15 protein-coding genes, 1 tRNA gene and 1 other RNA gene are annotated in these 19,383 nt (G+C 68.8%); 13 read left to right on the top strand and 4 right to left on the bottom strand.

What is annotated here, in order from left to right:
• Window position 1: 1 nt before the first annotated feature.
• The 6 genes from ACFCYE_RS15555 (at window position 2) to ACFCYE_RS15530 (ending at window position 7,582) form a co-directional block, all read left to right on the top strand.
• Window positions 2-1,327, top strand: a complete 1,326-nt coding sequence (locus tag ACFCYE_RS15555) for an ABC transporter substrate-binding protein (protein WP_376180133.1) — start codon at window positions 2-4, stop codon at window positions 1,325-1,327.
• Between the two features lie 106 nt (window positions 1,328-1,433).
• Entirely contained in the window at window positions 1,434-2,573 is a 1,140-nt protein-coding gene (locus ACFCYE_RS15550) for a carbohydrate ABC transporter permease (RefSeq protein ID WP_376180131.1), read from the top strand.
• The gene (locus ACFCYE_RS15545; RefSeq protein WP_376180129.1) at window positions 2,570-3,526 is read left to right on the top strand and encodes a carbohydrate ABC transporter permease; all 957 of its coding nucleotides are present in this window, start codon (window positions 2,570-2,572) and stop codon (window positions 3,524-3,526) included. Before ACFCYE_RS15550 ends, ACFCYE_RS15545 begins: the two co-directional genes overlap by 4 nt.
• Window positions 3,527-3,592: 66 nt before the next feature.
• Window positions 3,593-4,747, top strand: a complete 1,155-nt coding sequence (locus tag ACFCYE_RS15540) for a cystathionine gamma-synthase (protein ID WP_376180127.1) — start codon at window positions 3,593-3,595, stop codon at window positions 4,745-4,747.
• 260 nt (window positions 4,748-5,007) lie between these two features.
• Window positions 5,008-6,237, top strand: a complete 1,230-nt coding sequence (locus tag ACFCYE_RS15535) for a multidrug effflux MFS transporter (protein WP_376180178.1) — start codon at window positions 5,008-5,010, stop codon at window positions 6,235-6,237.
• Between the two features lie 43 nt (window positions 6,238-6,280).
• Window positions 6,281-7,582, top strand: coding sequence for a GNAT family N-acetyltransferase (locus ACFCYE_RS15530; RefSeq protein ID WP_376180125.1), 1,302 nt, complete (start codon window positions 6,281-6,283; stop codon window positions 7,580-7,582).
• A gap of 105 nt (window positions 7,583-7,687) precedes the next feature.
• On the opposite strand, the gene ACFCYE_RS15525 is transcribed toward ACFCYE_RS15530, so the two are convergent.
• Window positions 7,688-7,775 (bottom strand) — tRNA-Ser (locus ACFCYE_RS15525).
• 175 nt (window positions 7,776-7,950) lie between these two features.
• Between ACFCYE_RS15525 and ACFCYE_RS15520 the strand changes: the two genes are divergently transcribed.
• The gene (locus ACFCYE_RS15520; protein ID WP_376180123.1) at window positions 7,951-8,868 is read left to right on the top strand and encodes a rhodanese-related sulfurtransferase; all 918 of its coding nucleotides are present in this window, start codon (window positions 7,951-7,953) and stop codon (window positions 8,866-8,868) included.
• 2 nt (window positions 8,869-8,870) lie between these two features.
• Here ACFCYE_RS15520 and ACFCYE_RS15515 read toward each other — a convergent pair whose 3' ends face one another.
• From ACFCYE_RS15515 to ACFCYE_RS15505, 3 genes are read right to left on the bottom strand one after another with little or no spacing between them, the layout of a single operon-like run.
• Window positions 8,871-11,123: a transglutaminaseTgpA domain-containing protein gene (locus ACFCYE_RS15515; protein WP_376180121.1), complete on the bottom strand. Its 2,253-nt coding sequence runs from the start codon at window positions 11,121-11,123 to the stop codon at window positions 8,871-8,873.
• Window positions 11,110-12,312, bottom strand: a complete 1,203-nt coding sequence (locus tag ACFCYE_RS15510; RefSeq protein WP_376180119.1) for a DUF58 domain-containing protein — start codon at window positions 12,310-12,312, stop codon at window positions 11,110-11,112. The genes ACFCYE_RS15515 and ACFCYE_RS15510 overlap by 14 nt, the downstream gene beginning before the upstream one ends.
• Before the next feature lie 10 nt (window positions 12,313-12,322).
• The gene (locus ACFCYE_RS15505) at window positions 12,323-13,300 is read right to left on the bottom strand and encodes an AAA family ATPase (RefSeq protein ID WP_376180118.1); all 978 of its coding nucleotides are present in this window, start codon (window positions 13,298-13,300) and stop codon (window positions 12,323-12,325) included.
• Window positions 13,301-13,408: 108 nt separating this feature from the next.
• On the opposite strand from ACFCYE_RS15505, the gene ACFCYE_RS15500 reads away from it, so the two are divergent.
• From ACFCYE_RS15500 to ACFCYE_RS15475, 6 genes are all read left to right on the top strand, one after another.
• Window positions 13,409-14,566: an AI-2E family transporter gene (locus ACFCYE_RS15500; protein WP_376180116.1), complete on the top strand. Its 1,158-nt coding sequence runs from the start codon at window positions 13,409-13,411 to the stop codon at window positions 14,564-14,566.
• 9 nt (window positions 14,567-14,575) lie between these two features.
• Window positions 14,576-14,666, top strand: an RNA gene (ffs, locus tag ACFCYE_RS15495) — signal recognition particle sRNA small type.
• Window positions 14,667-14,725: 59 nt separating this feature from the next.
• Complete coding sequence (locus ACFCYE_RS15490) at window positions 14,726-15,322, top strand: rhomboid family intramembrane serine protease (protein WP_376180114.1); 597 nt, start codon at window positions 14,726-14,728, stop codon at window positions 15,320-15,322.
• A complete protein-coding gene (locus ACFCYE_RS15485; protein WP_376180112.1) occupies window positions 15,313-15,996 on the top strand; it encodes a hypothetical protein in 684 nt (227 codons plus the stop codon). The genes ACFCYE_RS15490 and ACFCYE_RS15485 overlap by 10 nt, the downstream gene beginning before the upstream one ends.
• A 55-nt stretch (window positions 15,997-16,051) precedes the next feature.
• Window positions 16,052-18,166, top strand: a complete 2,115-nt coding sequence (gene pta / locus ACFCYE_RS15480) for a phosphate acetyltransferase (protein WP_376180110.1) — start codon at window positions 16,052-16,054, stop codon at window positions 18,164-18,166.
• Complete coding sequence (locus tag ACFCYE_RS15475; protein ID WP_376180108.1) at window positions 18,163-19,383, top strand: acetate/propionate family kinase; 1,221 nt, start codon at window positions 18,163-18,165, stop codon at window positions 19,381-19,383. Before pta ends, ACFCYE_RS15475 begins: the two co-directional genes overlap by 4 nt.

Raw genomic sequence — 19,383 nt, 5'->3', positions numbered from 1 at the left:
CATGACTCTTTCGCAGCGCAAGAGGCTGATCGCGCCGCTCGCCCTGTTGGGTGCTGCCGGTATCGCATTGGCGGGATGCGGCGCTCCAGGTGCGCCGACCGGCGGGGGCGACGGCGGGGGCGGAGACGTCGACGGCGAGACCGTCACGATCTACGGGACGATCGTCGAGGGCGAAGCCGAACTGCTGCAGGAATCCTGGGCGGACTTCGAAGAAGAGACCGGCATCGACATCAAGTACGAGGGCAGCCAGGACTTCGAGACGCAGCTCGGCACGCGAGCACAGGGCGGGAACCCGCCGGACATCGCGATCTTCCCGCAGCCGGGGCTGCTCGCCGACTTCGCGTCGCGCGACTTCCTCAAGCCGGCGCCGGAGCCGGTGGTCGAGAACGCCAACGAGTACTGGACCGAGGACTGGGTCAACTACGGCACGGTGGATGGCACGTTCTACGGCGCTCCCCTCATGGCGAGCGTCAAGGGGTGGATCTGGTACTCGCCGGCGAAGTTCGCCGAGTGGGGCGTCGAGGTTCCGAAGACTCTGGACGAGCTGAACGCTCTCACCGCGACGATCCAGTCGGCGACGGGGGCCGCACCGTGGTGCGCCGGCTTCGAGTCCGGCACGGCGACCGGATGGCCGGGAACGGACTGGATCGAGGACTACGTCCTTCGCCAGGCCGGGACCGACGTGTACGAGCAGTGGGCAGCGGGTGAGGTGCCCTTCACCGACCCGCAGATCAAGACGGCGTTCGACTCCGTCGGCGAGATCCTGCTGAACCCGAGCTACGTCAACGCCGGCTTCGGCGACGTCCGTTCGATCAACTCCACCGCATTCGGCGCGGTCGCACCCGCGATCGCAGACGGCAGCTGCGCGCTGACCCACCAGGCCTCGTTCCTGTCGGGCTTCTTCCCTGAGGGGACGACGGTCGCCGAGGACGGCGACGTGTGGGCGTTCATCCTCCCGGGTGAGACCGAGGGCGAGACGACGGTCACCGGCGGCGGCGAGATCGTCGGAGCGTTCAGCGACTCGGAGGCGACGCAGCAGGTGCTCGAGTACCTGTCCAGCCCGGAGTGGGCGAACGCGCGCGTCAGCCTCGGCGGCGTGACGTCGGCGAACAACGGCCTCGATCCCGAGAGCGCTCAGGATCCGATCCTCCAGGAGACCATCAAGATCCTGCAGGACGAGGAGACGACGTTCCGCTTCGACGCCAGTGACCTGATGCCCGGTGCCGTCGGTGCCGGTACCTTCTGGAAGGGCATGGTCGCCTGGGTCAACGGAACTTCGACGGATGAGGTTCTCACACAGATCGAGACCGGCTGGCCGAGCGAGTGATCGGCTGATGGGGCCGCCTCCGCTCCGGCGGAGGCGGCCCTCCCACACCCCGGCGTGCGCACCGTCGCCCACGCCCTTCCACCTCGCGTCATGAAAAGGGGACCGCGTGAACGCGACAATATTCTTCGACTGGGTCGGGTCTCTGCCGCCCGTCCTGCAGGCCGTGGTGGTGGTGATCGCCTTCGCCGTCGTGGTGGCGGTGATCCTGCTGCTGGTCGACGTCGCCCCGCGCAAGGGCGCGATGTACACCTGGATCCGCCTAGCGATGTGCCTCATCGTCCCGTTCGCGGTGATGTGGTTCTTCAACTCCTGGTACTGGGCGATGGGCGTCGCCGTCGCCGTCGGCGCCCTGTTCTTCCTCCTCGACTACCGATCGCGGGACGGCGCCGGCTACCTGATCCAGTTGGTCGCGTTCATGGCGCCGGCCATCCTGCTCCTGCTGGTCGGGCTCATCCTGCCCTCCATCCAGACCGTGTACGCGTCGTTCTGGAATTCGAGCGGCAAGACGTTCATCGGCCTGAACAACTACCTCTGGATCTTCACGCAGTCCGACGGAATCACAGCGGTCGTCAACACGATCGTCTGGGTGCTGATCGTGCCGATCGTGTCGACTCTGGTCGGCCTCGCCTACGCCGTGTTCATCGACCGCACTCGCGGCGAGAAGATCTACAAGATCCTCGTGTTCATGCCGATGGCCATCTCGTTCGTCGGCGCCAGCATCATCTGGCGGTTCATGTACGAGTACCGCGGGCCCCAGTACGAGCAGATCGGCCTGCTGAATCAGATCATGGTGTGGTTCGGCGGCGAGCCGCAGCAATGGCTGCTGAACGAACCCTGGAACAACCTGTTCCTCATCGTCGTGCTCATCTGGGTGCAGACCGGATTCGCCATGGTCGTCCTCTCGGCGTCCATCAAGGGCGTGCCGGCCGAGCTCCTCGAGGCCGCCGAACTCGACGGGGCCAACGCCTGGCAGCGGTTCTGGTCGGTCACCGTCCCGGCGATCCGTCCGGCGCTCATCGTCGTGCTGACGACCATCTCGATCGCCTCGCTGAAGGTCTTCGACATCGTCCGCACCATGACCGCCGGAAACTACGGAACGAGCGTGCTCGCGAACGAGATGTACACCCAGTTCTCGAAGTTCGAGGCGGGGCGCAGCGCCGCGCTCTCCGTCATCCTGTTCATCCTGGTGCTGCCGATCGTCATCTACAACGCGCGCCAGATCAAGAAGCAGCGGGAGATCCGATGAGCGACACCGTGAAGACCGACGCGAACAGCACCCGGGCCATCACGACGGGTGCCAGGTTCGAAGCATCCGCAGGGCGCACACGCAAGCGGCTGAGCCGTCCGTGGGCGACGATCGCCTCGATCGTCATCGCCGTGCTGTGGACGATCCCCACGCTGGGACTGTTCATCTCGTCGTTCCGGCCGCGCGACGACATCAACACCACCGGGTGGTGGACCATCTTCGCCGACCCGGAACTGACGTTCGAGAACTACGTCGCGGTGCTGCAGTCCGGCACGACGCAGCTGACCATTCTGCAGTCGTTCATCAACTCGATCGCGATCACGATCCCGGCGACGCTGATCCCGTTGATGATCGCCGCCATGGCCGCGTACGCGTTCGCGTGGATCGACTTCAAGGGCCGCAACGCGCTGTTCATCTTCGTGTTCGCGCTGCAGATCGTGCCGATCCAGATGGCGCTGGTGCCGCTGCTGACCTCGTTCTCGAAGGGCATCAACCTGTTCGGGGTGCAGGTCACGCAGTCGATCGACGCCTCGGATGGGTACGCGCAGGTGTGGATCGCGCACACCATGTTCGCGCTGCCGCTGGCGATCTACCTGCTGCACAACTTCATGTCCGAGATCCCGGGCGAGATCATCGAGGCGGCGAGGGTGGACGGCGCTTCGCGCGGCCAGATCTTCTTCCGCATCGTGCTGCCGCTGACGATGCCGGCGATCGCCTCCGTCGCGATCTTCCAGTTCCTGTGGGTCTGGAACGACCTGCTCGTCGCGCTCGTGTTCGCGGACGGCGCGGCATCGCCGATCACGAAGGTGCTCGCCGAGATCACCGGCCGCGGTGAGGGCTGGTACCTGCTCACGGCCGGCGCTTTCGTGTCGATCATCGTTCCGCTGATCGTGTTCTTCGCCCTGCAGCGCTACTTCGTGCGCGGTCTGCTGGCCGGCTCGACCAAGGGGTAGCACCGGCGTTGATGCGCGGCGTAACAGGCGCGGGTGGCGAAAGCGCGACGGACGTAGGCTGTGACCATGTCCGAGCACTCCTTCGCCACCCGCGCCATCCATGCAGGTCAGACGCCTGATCCGCGGACGGGCGCGATCATCCCGCCGATCTACCAGGCCTCCACCCATGTGCAGGACGGCATCGGGGGATTTCGTGACGGCTACGAGTACAACCGTGCGGGAAACCCCACGCGCACCTCGCTCGAGACGCAGCTCGCAGCGCTCGAGGGCGGCTCGGCCGCGCTGTCGTTCGCCTCGGGGCTCGCGGCCGAGGACGCGCTGCTGCGCGGCATCCTCAAGCCCGGCGACCACGTGGTGCTCGGCAACGACGTCTACGGCGGCACCTATCGCCTGCTGACCAGGGTGCTCGCGCCGTGGGGGATCGACACGACCGTCGTCGCGCTGGAGGACGCCGACGCGATCCGCGCCGCCCTGCGGCCGGAGACCAGGATCGTCTGGCTGGAGACGCCGAGCAACCCGCTGCTGAAGATCGTGGACATCGCGGCGACCGTCGAGATCGCGCACGCGGGCGGTGCCATCGTCGTCGTGGACAACACATTCGCCTCCCCGGCGCTGCAGCAGCCGCTCGCGCTCGGCGCCGACCTTGTCGTGCACTCGACGACCAAATACCTCGGCGGGCACTCCGACGTGCTCGGCGGTGCCGTGGTGTTCGGCGACGATCGCTTCTACGAGCAGGTCAAGTTCCAGCAGTTCGCCGTCGGCGCCGTGTCGGCTCCGCTCGATGCGTGGCTCACCACCCGCGGCATCAAGACGCTCGCGGTGCGCGTACGTCAGCACGGGGAGAACGCTCAGGCGATCGCGGAGTGGGCGGCCGAACGCGCAGAGTTCGAGACGGTGTTCTACCCCGGACTGGCCTCGCACCCCGGTCACGAGATCGCCGCGCAGCAGATGAGCGGCTTCGGAGGGATGCTGTCGCTCGCCCTGACCGCCGGCCCTGACGCCGCGCGGGCCTTCGCCGAAAGCACCAGCCTGTTCCAGCTCGCGGAGTCTCTCGGCGGCGTCGAATCGCTCATCGGCTACCCGCCGGATATGACCCATGCCTCGGTACGCGGAACCGCGCTCGCCGTGCCCGAGAACGTCGTGCGGCTGTCGGTCGGGATCGAGGACGTGCGCGACCTCCTCGCCGACCTCGAGCAGGGCCTGGAGCGCATCGCCCGCTGACGCCCCGCGAGTGCGAGGAGTAACATGGTCGGATCGATGCACTCGAATCGATTCGATCCCCCGCGCCCCGGAAAGCTCTCTTGACCGACTCATCTCGCCACGAAACCAGCACGCCGCATACGAACCCTGAAACGTCTCCTGCTCCGGCATCCGATCGCACGCCCAGCGGAACCATCCGCACGATCACCGGCAGCATCCGCACCTCGACGCCGACCGGTGCGATCCGCACGCTCGGCCCGAATCCGGCGACCGCGCCGATCATGCTGCACCCCGGCGATGCGATCACGACGCGTCGCCGCACCGTCTACATCATCCTGCTCGGCGCACTGACCGCCCTCGGACCGTTCACGATCGACCTCTACCTGCCGGCGTTCCCCCTGCTGGAGAGCGACTTCCAGACCACTGCGGCGGCGATCCAGCTGACCCTCACCGGCACGATGATCGGATTCGCGATCGGTCAGCTCGTCGTCGGCCCGCTCAGCGACAAGGTGGGCCGGCGCATCCCGCTGATCTCGGTGACCGCGCTGCACGTGCTCGCGAGTCTCGCGGCCGCGCTCGCTCCCGATCTGATCCTGCTCGGGACGGCTCGCGTGTTCATGGGCATCGGAGCCGCTGCCGGCGGCGTCGTCGCGATGGCGATCGTGCGCGACCTGTTCGGCGGGCGACGGCTCGTCGTGATGCTGTCGCGCCTCGCTCTCGTCTCCGGCGTCGCGCCCGTGGTGGCACCGCTGCTGGGCTCGGCGCTGCTGGCGATCATGGACTGGCGCGGCATCTTCATCGTCCTGGCCTGCTACGGCGGGGCGATGCTCGTGTGCGGTCTGTTCCTGATCCCCGAGACGCTGCCCAAGGAGCGCCGTCACGACCGCGGCTCGTCCACCGTGCTGCAGCGCTACAAGAGCGTGTTCACGGACCGCGTGTTCATCGGCGTTCTCGTCATCGGCGGTATGACGTTCTCGGGTCTGTTCTCGTACCTGTCGGCATCCTCGTTCCTCTTCCAGCAGACGCACGGCCTCAATGCGCAGCAGTACGGCTGGCTGTTCGCGGCGAACTCGGTCGGCCTCGTCGTCGGCGTGCAGACCGCCTCGCGCCTGGCGGCCCGATTCGGTCCGCAATGGGTGCTGGCGTTCTCGACGTCGGCCCTGCTGCTCTCGGGCGCGGCCATCATCGTCACCGATCAGCTCGGGCTCGGGCTGTGGGGAACCGTGATCCCGCTGTTCCTGTTCATGACCTCGTGCGGCTTCACCTTCCCGTGCGTGCAGGTGCTCGCGCTCGACCGTCACGGCAAGGCGGCGGGGACCGCGGCATCCGTCCTCGGCGCCTGCAACAACGGTGTCGCGGCGATCATCTCCCCGATCGTGTTCCTGATCGCCGGCAGCGGAGGCGTCACGGCGACGACCATGGCCTCGGTCATGGTCGGGTGTGCGGTCATCGGCATCCTCTCGCTCTGGCTGATCGTGCGACCGCGCACCGTCGGAATGCTGAACCCCTGAGGCGGATGCCGGCATCCCCGGCGTCGCACGGCAGAATGGGCGGATGAGACGGCACTTCCTGTGGTGGGGGCTCGGCACCCTCCTGGCGGCGATCGCCCTGGGCGCGTACCTGACGATCGACGGAGGCGCGGCCGAGCCGTCCACGGTGGACAGCTGGTGGCACGACCTGATGGTGGACGTCGCGCCTGATGAGCTCATCACGCTCGCGCACGTGATGAATCGCATCGGCGGGGGGTGGATCGCGATCCTCGTCGTCCCTGCGGTGGTCGCCGTCGGGCTGCTGCTCGCGAAGCGCTGGCGTTCGGCGGTGTACGCGCTCGCCGCCTTCGCGGCCAGCGCTCTGCTCGTGCAGCTGCTCAAGCAACTGTTCGGGCGCGCGCGCCCCGAGGACATGCTCGTGCTGAGCGACTACGGCTCGTATCCGTCCGGGCACACGGCGAACGCGGCGACCATCGCCGTGGTGCTGTGCGTGCTGTTCCCCCGTGTGTGGATGTATCTGCTCGGCGTGCTGTGGGTGTTCACGATGGCGCTGTCGCGCACCGTGCTGTCGGTGCACTGGCTGACGGATACGGTGGGCGGCGCGCTGGTCGGAGCATCGGCCGCGCTGCTGATCGCGGCGCTGCTGGTGCCGTGGGTGCGACGAGACGTGATGCCCGTCGCGCCGGCTCGGCACGACGGCACGGATAGGGTGGGTGCGGCCGACGACGCAGCCGGCCGCACGCATATCGCGAAGGAGCAACCCGTGCCGCAGATCCGCCCGTATCGCCCAGAGGACCGCGATGGCCTGTTCGAGGTCTGCGTGAAGACCGCGGACTCCGGAACGGATGCGACCGGCATCTTCCCTGACGACGAACTGTGGGGGCTGCTGTTCGCCGTGCCGTACGCCGAGCGCGACCCGGACCTGTGCTGGGTGGTCGAGGCCGACGACGGTCGCGTCATCGGCTACATCGTCGCCACCGACGACACGGATGCCTTCGAGCGATGGTTCCGGGACGAATGGTGGCCGCGCTACACCGAACGTTTCCCGAGGGCGGTCGATCCGCAGACCCGCGAGGAGAAGATGATCGACTACGCGTACGGTCGGGCGCCAGGGCGCGAAGCACACGCGGCGGAGTACCCCGCGCACCTGCACATCGATCTGCTGCCCGAGACCCAGGGGCAGGGCCTCGGCCGTCGTCTCATCGAGACGCTGTTCGCCGAGTTGCGCCACCGCGGGGTTCCGGGGCTGCACCTCGGCATGAGCCCGACGAACACCGGAGCGGGGGCGTTCTACGACCGCATCGGGATGCATCGGCTGCCGAGTCCCGAGGGGACCGTGGTGTACGGAGTCCGGTTCACGGAATGACCAGCATTCGGCGGTGACGGCGGGATCCGGTCCCTCGTCGCGGGACGTGCCAGCTGCCGACGAAGAACGCCGAAGGGCCCCACTTCGTGAGGCCCTTCGGCGTTCTGGCGGTGACGGCGGGATTCGAACCCGCGGTTGCTTGCACAACACACGCTTTCCAAGCGTGCTCCTTCGGCCGCTCGGACACGTCACCAGGGAACAACCTGTCCATCTTATCCGATCGCCCGCGCGCTCGTGACCACGATCGGTCCGCCGCGCTGTTCCGCGAGATGTGCTTTGCGGGGTGACGCGTGGCCACGGCGGCCGAGTCCCATGCCCCCGAGTACGTCTCGCGGGCCGGGCGCAGCGACGGCGCCTAAAATTGCCGGGTGGCAACTCCCAAGATCGTGCTGTTCTACGTGTTCACCCCGCTCGCCGACCCCGAGGCGATCCGGCTGTGGCAGCGTGACCTCGGCGAAGCACTGCGCCTGCGAGGCAGGCTGATCATCTCGAAGGACGGCATCAACGGCACTCTGGGCGGCGATCTCCCGGCACTCAAGAAGTGGGCCCGTTCATTCCGCTCCTATGCCCCGTTCAAGAACGCCGACATCAAATGGAGCGAGGGCACGGGCGTGGATGACGCCGGGCACAGCCTCGACTTCCCCAAGCTCAGCGTGAAGGTGCGTGACGAGATCGTCTCGTTCGGCGCCCCCGGCGAACTGCGAGTCGACGATCACGGCGTCGTCGGCGGTGGCACTCGTCTCACACCCGAAGAGCTCCATGAACTCGTCGCCGAACGCGATGATGTCGTCTTCTTCGACGGCCGCAACGCGCTCGAGGCGCAGATCGGACGATTTCGGGATGCCGTCGTCCCCGACGTCGATACGACCCGCGACTTCGTGGAACTGCTGGATTCCGGTGCCTACGACGACCTCAAGGGCAAGCCCGTGGTCACGTACTGCACCGGCGGGATCCGCTGCGAGGTGCTGTCGAGCCTCATGACCGCCCGCGGCTTCGGCGAGGTGTACCAGCTGGAGGGCGGCATCGTCCGATACGGCGAGACGTTCGGGGATGATGGGCTGTGGGACGGCTCGCTCTACGTCTTCGACGGCCGGGGGGCGGTCGAGTTCTCAGACCATGCCGCCGTCATCGGGGAGTGCGTCGGATGCCGCACGCCGACCAAGCGCACCGCGAACTGCCCTGACCCCTCATGCCGTGTCCAGCAGGTCGTCTGCGAGAGCTGCGATGCGCTGGCGTGCGCTGCCCACGCCGATGCCGCCGGGCGTGAGGCCACGCCGACAGCCTGACCTCACACGCCGACCGGGGCCGTCGGGCGCGCCACGAACAGCGATCGCGGCGCGAACAGTGCGCCGAACCGGGACCTGGCGTCGACCGACGCGTGCAGCTGCCCGAGAACGCGATGCAGCGGCTCGGCGAGATCTTCGGCATCCCGTGCCGGTCGACCGGGTGCGGTGCGCGCGTAGCTGGCACGTTCGATCGCGTGCACCAGCACGCCGAGCGAGGCCGGATCCGCACCTCGTTCCCTGGCGAGCTCCGCTGCGCGCACCCGAGGGCTCTGCGCGTCGGACGGATTGAGCCCGAGATCGACCATCGTGTCTCTCAGCTCGAGCCAGGCGCTCGCGGCGTCGCCGTGCCGCGCCCGTCCGGCCCTGGCGGCGCGGCGCAGGCTTCTCGCCGCCAAGGGCAGAAGGAGAACGATGAGGATCGCCCCGACCGTCAACAACACGGGTGTCGGGTCGAGCCGCTGGCGGACGACGTCTCCGCCGAGCGCCTCGTCGGGATTCTCGGGCGCGATCGTCGGAACATCGGACGGCGCGGCGGAGGGCGCGGTGGTCGGCGTCGGGGTCTGGCCCGGGCCGGAGCCGGTTCCCCCGGTCGTCGCGCCCCGCGCGAAAGCAGTGGGTGTGCCGAGGGTGGCGGTCGGCTCGAACGGCACCCAGCCGATCCCATTGAAATGCACCTCCGGCCACGCGTGCAGCTGGTCGCTCATGACGGCGTACACGTAGTCGTCCCCGCGCTTCTCATCGGTCAGCTGGCCGGGCAGATAGCCGACCACGATGCGCACCGGCATCCCGAGCGTCTTGGCCATCAGTGCGAAGGCGCCGGCGAAATGCACGCAGTAGCCGGAACGGACCTCGAGGAACGTCGCGACGGCGTCCGTGCCCGTTCCGTCGAAGTCCTCTTCCACGGGGGTGTCGATCGAGTACTCGAATTCACTGCGGAACCAGTTCTGCAATGCGATCAGCTTCTCGTAGTCGCTCGCGGAGTCGGCGGTGACCTCGGCCGCCGTCTGCGGGATGATGGCCGGCAGATCGGTGATCTCGTCCGTGTCGACCTCGCCGCCGGCCGCCGAGGTCGCCGCCACCTGCTCGAACGTCGGCTGCACGATGGCGGAGGTGACCGTGTAGTCGCGACCCGATGCATCGACCACGTCCGACACGACGGTGCGGTTGGAGGGCATCACTTCCCAGCCCGCCGAGACGCCGACGAGCCGCTCGGCGGGGTACGGGACGGGAAGCCGGGAGCTCGACAGCCCGAGCACGCGGATCGACGTCCGGCGGTCATCTCCCGTGAACTCCTCGTTCCACTCCGGATCGCCGAAGCCTTCGGACAGCGACTGAGTGGCTTCCCGATCCGGGCGCCAGACGTCGCCGTCGAACCGCGACAGCGTGGCGATCCGCAAGTACGGAGCGGTCTCGGACGTCGTCGCGAGCGACATCACCTGCGTGGCGTTCGGTCGTCGCAGATCGTCGCCCAGACGCAGCGACGCATCGACGGTCACACCGGAACCCGGCACCATCCACGAGGCGGATACCGGGAGCGTCGGCGCTACGACCACGGTGAGCGCGATCGCTCCGACACCGACTCCGGCCATCAGTGCGGTCGAGGTGCGCCGTGCCGATCGGCGATCGTGGCCGGCGCTGCTGCGCAGCAGCATCAGGATCAGCACGGCGAGCACGACGAACCACGCCACGTTCGCTTCGCCGAGCGTGATGATGATCGGCAGCGCGCCGACGACGGTGACGAGCACGGCCGCCGGCAGCGCCCTGCGGTGTGCGATCAGCAGGTCGATGAGGATGATGACGATCGCGAATGCCGTGCCGATCACCGTGCGCAGCGCCAGCGTGTCCGGCAGCGGCGCCGAGCCGTTGTAGACCTCGACGCCCGCCTGCACGGCGAGCTCGGCGAACACCGTCGCCGTGGCAGGCGTCGGGAGGACGCCCAGCAGCGCGGTCTGCGGCAGCAGCATCGCCGTCAGCAGGAAGACGGATGCCGCGAGCTGCACGAGCAGCGTCGTCAGCGTCCGCGCGAGCGCCGGGCGATCCGCCATGAGGACTCGGACGATCGCACCGGCGAGCGTCACGACGAAGATGAGCGTTCCCACGATGAGGGTCCATTGACCGGCCTGCACGACGGGCACGTACGGCCACAGCGCGACCACAGCCGCGAACGCGGCCAGCAGCGACCGGCCGACGATCCCCTCCCGGCTCGGTTCGACGTCCATCGCCCAGGCGCCCGTCGGCGTCTCAACGCGGGACACGGCCGCCTCCGGTCAGCATCCGCTCGGGGAGCGCGAGCTCCCACGATGCCGAGATGTCGTCCGTGAGGACGGCGCTGGTCCAGCCGGCCGCGGTCGCTGCGGTGATCACATCGGGTCCTGGGGCGGTGGCGAGCAGGATGGGCACGGCCGCGCCGCCGTGATGCAGCACGGAGTGGTCGGCCTCTGCGATGCGGCCTGTGATCACGACCAGTGGTCCTGGCGGTGTGCCGCCGACGATGGTCGCCAGGTCGCGGGCCTCGCCGCGCGGTGCGAGCATCGCGAGCGCCACGAGGAGTTCGTCGCGATCGTCCTCATGACCGCGCAGCGTGCCGATGGTGGACGCGGCGCTGTCGACGACGTCGACGCTGTACCCCTCGCTCGCGAGGTGCAGCGCGATCGACGCGCATGCGGAGACGGCGGCTTCGAAGGCGGGGTCGACGCCACGATCCGCTCGCGCCCAGCGGGCCGCCGCGCGGTCGATCACGACGATGGCGTCCGGGCTCGACTCCTCTTCCTCCTGGCGCACCATGAGCTCGCCGCGGTGCGCGGTCGCGCGCCAATGGATGCGCCGCATCGAATCGCCGGACACGTAGTGCCGCGGCGAGAGGTTGTCGCTGCCCTGGCCGAGCCTGCTGGAGGAGGTGTGGGCCGTGCCGCCGGCGGCGCCCCAGTGCGCGGCCAGCGGCGCCAGCGGGATCACCTCGGGGACGACGGTGACGGTCCTGGTCTCGCCGAACGCCTGCTCGCGCTGAGCGAGACCGAACGGATCCACCGTGCGCAGGATGAGCGGTCCGACCGGCCAGATCCCGCGGCGCACGCCCGTGATGGGGTACCGGAGGACACCGGCCTCCGGCGGGTATTCGCCCGCAGCGTCGCCCGTCACGGCATCCGGAAGCACATCGCGCCAGCGTCCATGCGGGATGCGCAGGGAGCGCAGCGCGAACCGCACCGTCACGCGGGACTGTTCGCCGACGGTCAGCAGATCCGTGGAGATCTGGCGGGTGACGGTGCCGCTGCGGCGCGGGAGGTGCACGACGAGGATCGCGAGCGCGGTGAGGACGAACAGCAGCACGGCGACGTAGACCAGGATCGGTGCCGAGACGATGTTCGCCGCGATGGCGAACAGCACGCCGAGCACGAGCGCACCGAGCCCGCGGGCGGTGAGAGGACGTCGACGGCGATCGGACATCGGCAACCGCTCAGAGGCGGGTCGCGACGGGCACGCGCACCCGGTCGATGATCTGCGCGAGCGCGGCCTCGACGGGCTGCGCCCCCGCACGGTGGACCCCGCGCGCAGGCAGCAGCCGGTGCGCGAAGACCGGGACGAGGAGGGCGGTGAGGTCATCGGGGATCACGAACTCACGGGCGTCCAGGGCCGCCCACACCTTGGCGGCGCGCACGAGCTGCAGGGTGGCACGAGGGCTCGCGCCCAGATGCAGGCTCGGGTCGGACCTGGTCGCCTGCGCGAGTGCGACCGCGTACTCCTCGATGCTCCCGGCGACGTGCACGGCGCGGGCGGCTTCGATGAGGGCGCTGACGTCCTGCGAGCCGACCACCGGGCGGATCGCCGCGAGCGGATTGACCGTGTCGCGCTGCCGGAGCATCAGCGCCTCGGCGGCGGGGTCGGGGTAGCCCATCGAGATCCGCATCATGAAGCGGTCGCGCTGGGCCTCCGGCAGGGCGTACGTTCCCTCCATCTCGAGGGGGTTCTGGGTCGCGACGACGAGGAACGGATCGGGCAGCGGGTGCGTGCGGCCGTCGACGGTGACCTGCTGCTCCTCCATGGCCTCCAGCAGCGCCGACTGCGTCTTGGGGGAGGAGCGGTTGATCTCGTCGGCGATGACGATGTGGGCGAAGATGGCGCCCTGTTTGAATTCGAACTCGCGGTCGACGGGGTTGTAGACGCTGACACCGGTGACATCGCCCGGCAGGAGGTCCGGTGTGAACTGGATGCGTCGCACTGTCGCGTCGACGCTCGCCGCGAGCGCGCGCGCGAGCATGGTCTTGCCGACGCCCGGGACGTCCTCGATGAGCAGGTGGCCCTCTGCGAGCAGACACACCAGAGCGCTGCGCACGGCATCCGCCTTGCCGTCGATGACCTTGCCGACGGAGTCGAGGATGGCGGAGGTCTGCTCCGCGAATCGCTCGGCCGTCATGGCGGATGCGTCCTGGTGCATGCGTCCCCTCTCGCCCTGCCTTCGACCCCTCATCGGGTGTGAACCGATCGTAACGCGCTCAGCACGCGGGCGTACCGCTGGATGCCGGATGCGGTTAGCCTCGAGGGCATGGGACTGTTCCGCAATGATCCGCAGCGCGTGCGACTGGAGTCGCAGGACGTCGAGCTGAAGGCAACGCGAGCACCGTGGAGCCTCTGGGCCGACGGGTTCGGCAAGCTGGGCATCCGTGCCATTCAGATCGTCGTCGTCGTGATCGTGGCCGCCGGAATCATCTTCGCGATCCAGCAGCTGACGCTCGTGACGATTCCGCTCATGATCGCCCTGATCCTCGCCTGCGCGTTCACCCCGGTCATGAACTGGATGCGCCGTCGGGGGGTGCCGTCGGTGCTCGCGACGCTGATCACCCTGCTGGCGATCGTGATCATCCTCAGCCTCCTGGGCTGGTTGATCGTCTGGGCCGTGCGCGACCAGTGGGACGAGCTGTACTCGCAGGCCGAGGAGGGCGTCCAGCATCTGATCGCCTGGCTGCAGACCCTGCCGTTCGAGTTCCTGCAGCCGGAACAGATCGACGAGTGGCTCGCGACGCTCACCGACTTCGTCACGAGCGCCCAGTTCGGCTCCGGCGCGCTCGCGGGCGTCAGCGCGGTGGCGAACTTCGTCACCGGGTTCGTGCTGATGGTGACGATCCTGTTCTTCTTCCTCAAGGACGGCCCGCAGATGTGGGAGTTCCTGCTGCGGCCGTTCCGCGGCGAGAACTACCTGCGCGCTCGCCGCATCGGCGACAAGACGGTCAGCACGCTCGGATCTTACGTCCGCGGCACGGCCACGGTCGCCGCCGTCGACGCCATCGGGATCCTGATCGGACTGATGATCCTGCAGGTGCCCCTGTACATTCCGCTGGCAGTGCTGGTCTTCCTGCTCGCCTTCATTCCCATCGTGGGTGCCACCGTCGCCGGAATCCTCGCCGCGCTCGTCGCGCTCGTGGCCAACGGCTGGGTCAACGCGCTCTTCGTCGTGGGGGTCGTCGTGCTGGTCAACCAGCTCGAGGGCAATTTCCTGCAACCGTTCCTGATGGGACGGTCCATGAAGTTGCACGCCTTCGTGATCCTCGTCGCCCTGACCGTGGGCACGGTGCTCGGCGGCATCGTCGGCGCGATCCTGGCCGTGCCGATCACCGCAGCGCTGTGGGGCGTGGTCCAGGTCTGGGACGGTCCGGACACACCCGCGCGGTGGGCGAGGGCGAAAGCACCCTCCGAAGCCCGGTAGACTGTCGGAAGCCCTCCGCGTGACGGCATCCAGGCCAATTCCCCCAGGACGGAAACGTAGCAAGGGTAACCGGGCTCTGTCGGGTGCGCGGAGGGTCTTTCCGTGTCCGGACGCTTGTCCTCTCAGCATCCTTCGGGTGCGCACTGACAGGATCTGGATGTGACCACACCGCGGACCCCAGCCGGACAGAGCGCCGTCGCCCGTTTCGCGTCGCCGGTGATCCTGCTGGCGCTGATGTGGGCGGTCCAGCTCGCGGACGCCGTGCTGCCTGGGTCGTTCACCGGATTCGGGCTCCGCTCGTGGGATCTGTCCGGCCTGGGCGGCGTCGTCCTCAGCCCGTTGCTGCACGCGAGCTGGGCGCACCTGGTCGCGAATTCGGTGCCGTTCCTCGTGCTCGGCTGCCTCGTCGCGATCGAGGGCGCCGCCCGGTTCTGGCTCGTGACGGCGATCATCGCACTCGTGGGCGGGGTGGGGACGTGGCTCGTGAACGCACCCGGCACGCTCACGGTCGGCGCATCCGTCCTCGTGTTCGGATACTTCGGTTACGTCGTCATGCGGGTGTTCGCGCCGGGCCGTGTGGCGCATCGCATCGGCTACGCGCTCATCGCCGTGGCGGTCATCGCGCTCTACGGCGCCGCGATGTTCATCGGCGTGTTCGGCGCAGCGGACGGCGTCTCGTGGCAGGCGCACCTGTTCGGCGCGATCGGCGGTGGTCTCGCAGTGTTCATCGGGCGATCCTCCGGACGATGGACGTGACCAATCGCCGCACGACAGCGACCCGGCGGCGTCCGGTGAAGCGTCGCCGCGCGCGTCGCCGCCGGCTCAGCGCCCGCAAACGGGCGGCGCTGCGGCTGCGGCGCCGGCTCATGCTGCGGCGGGTGCTGATCGGCGCCGGTGCCGTCGCGGCCATCGCGGCCCTGGCGGTGCTGCTGCCCATGACGACTGCACAGGCACCCGTGTGCGCCGCCGATCCGACGAGCTTCCCGACCGCAGGGATCGAGGGATGGCAGGGAGAGCAGCTCGAGAACGCCGCGACGATCGTGCTCACCGCGCGCGAGCTGGGCTTCGACCGCGCAGGTCAGGTCATCGGCGTGATGGCGGCGATGGGCGAGAGCTCGCTGCGCGCGATCGACTACGGAGACTGGGAGACATCGCGCGTCACCAACCCGGATGGCTCCCGTACCAGCAGCATCGGTCTCTTCCAGCAGCAGGAGTGGTGGGGAAGCGCCGAGCAGCGGATGGACCCGGCATCCTCGGCGGCGCTCTTCTTCGACCGCCTTGCGCGGTTGCCCGCCTGGCACGACATGGAGCCGTCGCTCGCGATCCATCGGGTGCAGATCAACACCGACCCGGCGCACTACGCCCCCTTCCGATCGGATGCCGAAGCCATCGTCGACGCGCTGTCCGGCACATGCGAGGTCACCGGCTGAACTTCTCCGGCACGCGGGCCATCCCGGCGCGGCGCGCCGCGCGTAGGCTGGGGGCGTGGCTCGGAGCATCTACATCACCTCGGCTGAGGGGCACACCGGCAAATCCACGATCGCCCTGGGGGTGCTCGACGCGCTCATGCGCGTGACGCCGCGTGTGGGGGTGTTCCGCCCGATCGCGCGCTCGTCCGCCGAGCGCGACTACGTCCTGGAGCTGCTGCTCGCACATGACGGCGTCCACCTCGACTACGAGGACTGCGTCGGCGTCACGTACGACGACGTCCGCGCCGACCCTGACAAGGCGCTCTCCACGATCATCGCCCGGTTCAAGGCCGTCGAAGCCCAGTGCGATGCGGTGGTCGTCCTCGGCAGCGACTACACGGATGTCGGCAGCCCGGCCGAGCTCGGCTACAACGCCCGCATCGCCGCGAATCTCGCCGCACCAGTGCTGCTCGTGCTGTCCGGCCGCGACCAGCAGCAGCATGCGGAGCAGCTCGGTACGACGACGGCGCGCACCCCCGCTGCGGTGAGCCAGCTGGCCGCTCTCGCGCTCGCCGAACTCGCCGCCGAGCGGGCCGAGTTGTTCGCGGTGATCGTCAATCGCGCGGATCCGGATGCCGCGGACGAGACCATCGACGCCGTGCACGCGGTGCAGTCGGAGGCGACACCGGTGTGGACGATCCCCGAGGACCGTTCGCTCGTCGCGCCGTCGATCCGCGGCATCCTCACCGCCGTCGACGGCCGCCTCGTCAAGGGCGACGACGACCTTCTCGCGCGGGAGGCTCTGAGCGTCGTCGTGGCGGGCATGTCGATGGTCAACGTGCTGCCCAGGCTCACGGCCGATTCGGTCGTCATCATCCCCGCCGACCGCACCGAGGTGCTGCTGGCCGCGCTGCTGGCCGACGCGGCGGGTACCTTCCCCTCGATCGCGGGCATCGTCCTCAACGGGCCGTTCCCGCTCCCGGAGTCGATCGAGAAGCTCCTGGACGGTCTGGCCTCGCGCGTGCCGATCATCGCGACCGACCTCGGCACGTACGACGCGGCCGTGCGGGTGATGGGGGCGAGGGGGCGCCTGGCCGCGGATTCCCGTCGCCGTTACGACACCGCGCTCGGTCTGTTCCAGACGCACGTCGACATCAGCGAGCTGACGCGACTGCTCGGGCTGGCCGAGGCCACGGTCGTGACGCCGCTCATGTTCGAGTACGGGCTCATCGAGCGGGCGCGCTCCGACCGCAAGCGCATCGTGCTGCCGGAGGGCGGTGACGACCGCATCCTCAGGGCGGCTGCCACTCTGCTGGCCCGTGACGTCGCCGAGCTCACGATCCTGGGCGACGAATCCGCGATCCGTGCGAGAGCCGTCGAACTGGGGCTGGACATCGCGGCGGCCGAGATCATCAGCACGACGGATCCGTCGTATGTCGAGAAGTTCGCCGCCGAGTACGCACGGCTGCGTGCGCACAAAGGCGTGACGCTGGCGCAGGCGGCCGACACCGTCACCGACGTGTCGTATTTCGGCACGATGATGGTGCATCTCGGACTGGCCGACGGAATGGTGTCCGGCGCCGCGCACACCACGGCGCACACGATCCGACCGTCGTTCGAGATCATCAAGACCCGACCGGGCGTCGACGTCGTCTCGAGCGTGTTCCTGATGGCGCTCTCCGACCGGGTGCTCGTGTACGGCGATTGCGCGGTGATCCCCGATCCGACCAGTGCGCAGCTGGCTGATATCGCGATCTCCTCGGCGCAGACGGCACGGCAGTTCGGCATCGATCCGCGGGTCGCCATGCTGTCGTACTCGACGGGGGAGTCCGGGTCCGGCGCTGACGTCGACAAGGTGCGCGAGGCCACGGCGCTCGTGCGCGAGCGGGCGCCGGAGCTTCTCGTCGAGGGCCCGATCCAGTACGACGCCGCGGCCGACGCCGCTGTCGCGAAAGCCAAGCTGCCGGAGTCCGACGTCGCCGGCCGGGCGACCGTCTTCGTCTTCCCCGACCTCAACACCGGCAACAACACCTACAAGGCCGTGCAGCGCTCGGCCGGCGCCGTCGCGATCGGACCGGTGCTGCAGGGATTGAACAAGCCGATCAACGATCTGAGTCGCGGCGCGCTCGTGGACGACATCGTGAACACGGTCGCGATCACGGCGATCCAGGCGCAGGGCGGTGCGGCGTGAGTGTCGTCCTCGTCATCAACAGCGGCTCCTCGTCGCTGAAGTACAGCCTGATGGACATGGATCGCGAGCTCCCGCTCGGCGAGGGGCTGATCGAGAGGATCGGGCAGGACGCCGGAGACATCACGCACACCGTGCGCCGACTGTCCGACGGCTCTGCGGCACCGACCGTCCTCGATGAGAAGCACCGCGGCTCGCGGGCGATCGCGGATCACGATGAGGCGTTCCGGGTGATGCTCGAGCAGTTCGACGAGCACGGACCGGACCTGGGCGATAATCCGCCCCTCGCGGTCGGCCATCGTGTCGTGCACGGCGGCGCGCGGTTCTTCGCCCCGACGCTGATCGACGACCTCGTGGAGATCAACATCGAGGACCTGTCGGAGCTCGCACCTCTGCACAATCCCGGCGCCGTCGCCGGGATCCGCGCGGGGCGCCGGGCGTTCGCAGATGTGCCGCACGTCGCCGTGTTCGACACGGCCTTCCATCAGACGCTGCCACCGGCTGCCTACACGTACGCGATCGACAGGACCGTCGCAGAGCGACACAGGGTGCGCCGCTACGGCTTCCACGGCACGAGCCACAAGTTCGTCTCCGAGCAGGCCGCGATCTTCCTCGATCGCCCGCTCGAGGGTCTGCGGCAGATCGTGCTGCACCTCGGCAACGGCGTGTCGATGACCGCTATCGACGGCGGGCGCTCCGTCGAGACTTCGATGGGCATGACGCCGCTCGAGGGGCTCGTGATGGGGACCCGGTCCGGTGACATGGACCCGGCGGTGCTGATCCATCTCGCGCGCCGCGCCGGGATGAGCGCCGACGATCTCGACACGCTGCTGAACAAGCGCAGCGGACTGCTGGGGCTGGCAGGGCGCAGCGACATGCGCGACATCCTCGCGGGAGTGGATGCCGGAGAGGATGCCGCGACGCTGGCGTTCGACGTGTACATCCACCGCCTGCGTGCGTACGTCGGGGCGTACATCGCGCAGCTCGGGGGAGTGGACGTCATCTCGTTCACCGCCGGGGTGGGCGAGAACGCGGCGCGGGTGCGCGCCGAAACGCTGGCCACCTTCGCATTCCTGGGACTGCAGATCGACCAGGGGCTCAATGAGCAGCGGCGACCAGGCATCCGGCGCATCTCGACGGCGGAGTCGACCGTCGAGGTTCTCGTCGTCCCCACGAACGAGGAGCTCGAGATCGCGCGACAGGCCCTCAGCCTGGCCTGA

Source organism: Microbacterium sp. NPDC056234, assembly GCF_042267585.1.
Classification (GTDB): Bacteria; Actinomycetota; Actinomycetes; order Actinomycetales; family Microbacteriaceae; genus Microbacterium.
The sequence above is the reverse complement of the archived record's forward strand: the minus strand, read 5'-3'. Positions and strand labels throughout refer to the sequence as shown.

Excerpts from the sequence above, each read along its gene's own strand:
- ACFCYE_RS15500 (WP_376180116.1), top strand. The coding sequence starts at position 13,409 with ATGGGACTGTTCCGCAATGATCCGCAGCGCGTGCGACTGGAGTCGCAG.
- ACFCYE_RS15540 (WP_376180127.1), top strand. The coding sequence starts at position 3,593 with ATGTCCGAGCACTCCTTCGCCACCCGCGCCATCCATGCAGGTCAGACG.
- ACFCYE_RS15535 (WP_376180178.1), top strand. The coding sequence starts at position 5,008 with ATGCTGCACCCCGGCGATGCGATCACGACGCGTCGCCGCACCGTCTAC.
- ACFCYE_RS15530 (WP_376180125.1), top strand. The coding sequence starts at position 6,281 with ATGAGACGGCACTTCCTGTGGTGGGGGCTCGGCACCCTCCTGGCGGCG.
- ACFCYE_RS15545 (WP_376180129.1), top strand. The coding sequence starts at position 2,570 with ATGAGCGACACCGTGAAGACCGACGCGAACAGCACCCGGGCCATCACG.
- ACFCYE_RS15555 (WP_376180133.1), top strand. The coding sequence starts at position 2 with ATGACTCTTTCGCAGCGCAAGAGGCTGATCGCGCCGCTCGCCCTGTTG.
- ACFCYE_RS15505 (WP_376180118.1), bottom strand. The coding sequence starts at position 13,300 with ATGCACCAGGACGCATCCGCCATGACGGCCGAGCGATTCGCGGAGCAG.
- ACFCYE_RS15510 (WP_376180119.1), bottom strand. The coding sequence starts at position 12,312 with ATGTCCGATCGCCGTCGACGTCCTCTCACCGCCCGCGGGCTCGGTGCG.
- ACFCYE_RS15485 (WP_376180112.1), top strand. The coding sequence starts at position 15,313 with ATGGACGTGACCAATCGCCGCACGACAGCGACCCGGCGGCGTCCGGTG.